Here is a 3,544-nt window from a genome sequence, read left to right as displayed (position 1 = left end):
TGCGCGACTCGAGATCGCGGTGCGCCTGCACTGCGTCCTCCAGCGCGTAGCGCTGTTTGATACCGATCCGGATGCGCCCTGCGGCGACATGGCCGAAGACCTCTGCCGCGAGCGCGGCCTTTTCCTCGGGATCGGCGATGTAGTCGGCGAGCGCCGAGCGTGTCACGTACACCGAGCCCTTCTTCGCGAGAATCGCCGGATCGAACGGCGCGATCTTGCCCGACGCGGTGCCGACGCAGACGAGCAGCCCGCGGCGCTTCAGCGAATCGAGCGAGGCATCGAAGGTGTCCTTCCCAACGCTGTCGTAGACGACGGACACGCCGACGCCGTTCGTCAGCTCGCGCACGCGCTTCGCGACGTCCTCGCGCGTGTAGTAGACGATGTGGTCGCAGCCGTGCGCGCGCGCGACTGCGGCCTTTTCCTCCGTCGACACGGTGCCAATGACGGTGAGTCCAAGCAACCTGGCCCACTGGCAGAGAATCAGCCCGACGCCGCCCGCCGCGGCATGCACGAGAATCGTCTCACCCGCCTGCAACGGCCAGATGCGGCGCAGCAGGTATGCCGACGTCAGGCCGCGCATCGTCATCGCCGCGGCGGTTTCGCAATCGATGCCGTCGGGTAGCTTGATCAGCGGTGCAGCCGGAATCAGGCGCTCGGTGCTATACGCGCCGAGCGTGTTCAGAAAGCCGGTATAGGTCACGCGATCGCCGGGCGCAACGTTCGTCACGCCCGATCCGACCGCTTCCACGATGCCCGCCGCCTCGACGCCCATGCCGCCTGGCAGCGGCATCGGGTAGAGGCCCGAGCGGAAATACGTGTCCGCGAAATTGAGGCCGACTGCCACGTGGCTCAGCCGCACCTCGCCCGGACCGGGCTGCCCGACGGCCACTTCCTCCCAGCGCATCACCTCGGGGCCGCCTGTTTGGTGAATCCTGATCGCATGTGCCATCTGTTTCGTTTCCTGTTCGCTTGTCTGGACGGCGCGACGCCACCGTCTGTCGATATCAACGGGTGCCGATGTGTGCGCGCGGAGCGCCCACGCTGTTCCGGCGAAAGACCCGGGTTCAGAACGGCCGGTCGCCGACGATCGCCGCCCGGTCCATCTTCCGGACGCAGGGCGGATAATCCATGACTGCGTAGTGCTGGGTGCAGCGGTTGTCCCAGATCGCGACGCTGTTCTTCTTCCAGCGGAAGCGGACCTGGTATTCGGGGATATTGGCCTGGCTGATCAGATAGGCGAGCAACTGGCCGGAGCCCGGGTTGCCGTCCTGCCCGACACGCACGCGCGCGGGCGTCTTGAAATTGACAAAATGCGTCGTGAAGCTGTTGACGAACAACACCTTCTCACCCGTCTCCGGATGCGTGCGCACCACCGGATGCTCGGCGTCCGGGTACTGTGCCTTCAGCGCCAGGCGTTTTTCGATCGGCATCGAAGCGCCGAAGCTCGACTGGATGCTGTGGCTCGCGTGCAGATCAGCGATATCGTCCTTCACGCGTTGCGGCAATTGCTCATACGCGAGTGCCATGTTCACCCACATCGTGTCGCCGCCAACGTCCGGGCACTCGACGCAGCGCAGCACCGCGCCCATTGGCGGCGCCACGCGCCATGTCGCGTCGGTGTGCCACGAATTCTCGCGGCGGTCGAGCGGCTGGTCCGGCGACTTGTAGATCTGCACGAGGCCCGGATGCTCCGGATCGCTGCCGACGATCGGGTGGTCCTCAAGCTGGCCGAATCGGCGCGCGAAGGCAACGTGCTCGGCGCGCGTAATGTCCTGGTCCCGCAGGAACAGAACCTTGTGCGCGAGCAGCAACGCCTTGATCTCGGCGAACAACGTCGCGTCGCGCGATGCATCACCGAGATTGACGCCTGACACCTCGGCGCCGATGGAACAAGTCAATCGTTCGACCTGCATAGCCATTCTCCTTTGAGAGTGAAAGCCTGGTGCGCGAGCATGCGTGGACGCCCGCACAGGCCGATTTCACATTTCGTTCGCCTCATCGAGGCCGAAATGATGCAGCCGGGAACCGGATGATGAGTTTGGCGCTCAGGCCGTCTTGCGCAGATACCCCTGGGTTCCGCCCTTACGATTGGGGGCAAAGCCGTTGGCTGCCAGGGTTTCCTCGACGGTGTCATAGAACACGCCGATCTTGCAGATCTCGCGTGCCTCCCTGGCACTTGCAACAGGACGGCCGAACTCGCGCGAGATACGTACCAGTTGCTCGATCTGGGACACACTGCTAGCCTTGCCGTTGCGCTGCTGGTTCCAGATACCGTCTTCAATGCCGCAGCGCACATGCAGGCCCATCGCGATACCCATCATGTTCACCGGCAGCACGTTGCGCTGGTTGCTTTCCACGGTCAGCATCGCGCCATCTGGCACATCGCGAACGATATTGGCGAGGCTATAGATACTGGGCTTGTCAAAGCCGCCGCTGAGCGCCACCCAATTCATGACTAGCGGGCCCTTGTAGATGCCGCGGCGCATCAGCCGCTCCACCGTATCGAAGCTGTTGATGTTGTAGCATTGGAAGGCACTCTGGATGCCTGCCTTGCTCAGACGGCGAATATGCTCCTCGACCCAACCCGGGCCAGAGGGAACGATCATCTCCTTGTATGCGTTGTAGTAGGCCGGAAGCCCGCGCGAAAGGCCCGCGTAGTCTGCGTCTTCCGCGTGCTCGGTAACGTTCATCAAGGTCGTGTTGACGGTAACGGTTACCTGGTCTGGTTTGGGATCCAGTTCGGCCAGCATGTGGCGGGTGTCGTCGCTCAGCCATTTGGCGGCTTCGCCTTCGCCTTCCGGGGCAAAACTGATAGAGCCCCCCACCTGGATAATCATCTCGGGCACGGCCTTGCGCACGCCGGCAATCAGTTCGTTGAACTTGGACAGGCGCTTGCTGCCCTTGCCATCCGGTTCGCGCACATGCAGGTGCAGCACGGTCGCGCCCGCGTTATAACAATCGACAGCCTTTTGGATCTGTGCCTCCATGGAGACAGGGATGTCCTCAGGGAAGTCTGAAGGCAAGTAACCCGGTGCATATGGTGCAGCGGTAATCACCAGGGGTTGCTGGTTCTCGGGATACAGGTGTCCGTCCAGAAAGTTCATTATGTGTCTCCTATTGGAAATAATGAAATCAAAGATTTCGCTTGCGCAGGGTTGTCGTGGCAATGGCATGCATTGCCGCGATTAAATCTCAATCTTCGTCGGTATTTTTATGATGCTTGCCGTGAATAGCGCGGGTGGTTTTTATTCAGGCTGATAGTTGATGGACTTCAGGAGTTCTGCCTGCTTCCTGTACGCCTCCTTCAGGCCGGCTGTCAGCTGCTCGGGCGTGTCACTGCTTCCAGGCTCCATGCCCATTTCACGCAGCTTTTTCTGGGTATCCGGCTGCGCGAAGAATTTCAGCGAGGCATCACGAATCGCTTGCTGCGCTTCGGCTGGCGCAGCGGGATTCGCCCAAACGCCCATCCAGCCATTAGTATCTGCAAGCTGCGGATAGCCCAGTTCCTTGAATGTGGGCACATTCGGCAATGCCGATGCACGAG

Annotated in this window: 4 protein-coding genes; all 4 read right to left on the bottom strand. The window is 61.8% G+C overall.

Annotation, left to right across the window (positions count from 1 at the left end; translation table 11 throughout):
* A partial coding sequence (locus VMR39_RS23430) for a quinone oxidoreductase (RefSeq protein ID WP_325419713.1) occupies window positions 1-949 on the bottom strand: 949 nt, incomplete at its 3' end.
* A 115-nt stretch (window positions 950-1,064) separates the two neighbouring features.
* On the bottom strand, window positions 1,065-1,913 hold the full coding sequence (locus VMR39_RS23425; RefSeq protein ID WP_325419711.1) for a TauD/TfdA dioxygenase family protein: 849 nt from the start codon (window positions 1,911-1,913) through the stop codon (window positions 1,065-1,067).
* Between the two features lie 132 nt (window positions 1,914-2,045).
* Window positions 2,046-3,104, bottom strand: coding sequence for a 3-keto-5-aminohexanoate cleavage protein (locus tag VMR39_RS23420; RefSeq protein WP_174077917.1), 1,059 nt, complete (start codon window positions 3,102-3,104; stop codon window positions 2,046-2,048).
* Window positions 3,105-3,245: 141 nt separating this feature from the next.
* Window positions 3,246-3,544: tripartite tricarboxylate transporter substrate-binding protein (locus VMR39_RS23415; RefSeq protein ID WP_325419706.1), on the bottom strand; the 299-nt coding region annotated here is incomplete at its 5' end.

The organism is Sphingobium sp. (assembly GCF_035511395.1).
Lineage (GTDB): Bacteria > Pseudomonadota > Alphaproteobacteria > Sphingomonadales > Sphingomonadaceae > Sphingobium.
This window is presented reverse-complemented; position numbering and strand designations above follow the sequence as displayed.

Excerpts from the sequence above, each read along its gene's own strand:
- VMR39_RS23420 (WP_174077917.1), bottom strand. The coding sequence starts at position 3,104 with ATGAACTTTCTGGACGGACACCTGTATCCCGAGAACCAGCAACCCCTG.
- VMR39_RS23425 (WP_325419711.1), bottom strand. The coding sequence starts at position 1,913 with ATGCAGGTCGAACGATTGACTTGTTCCATCGGCGCCGAGGTGTCAGGC.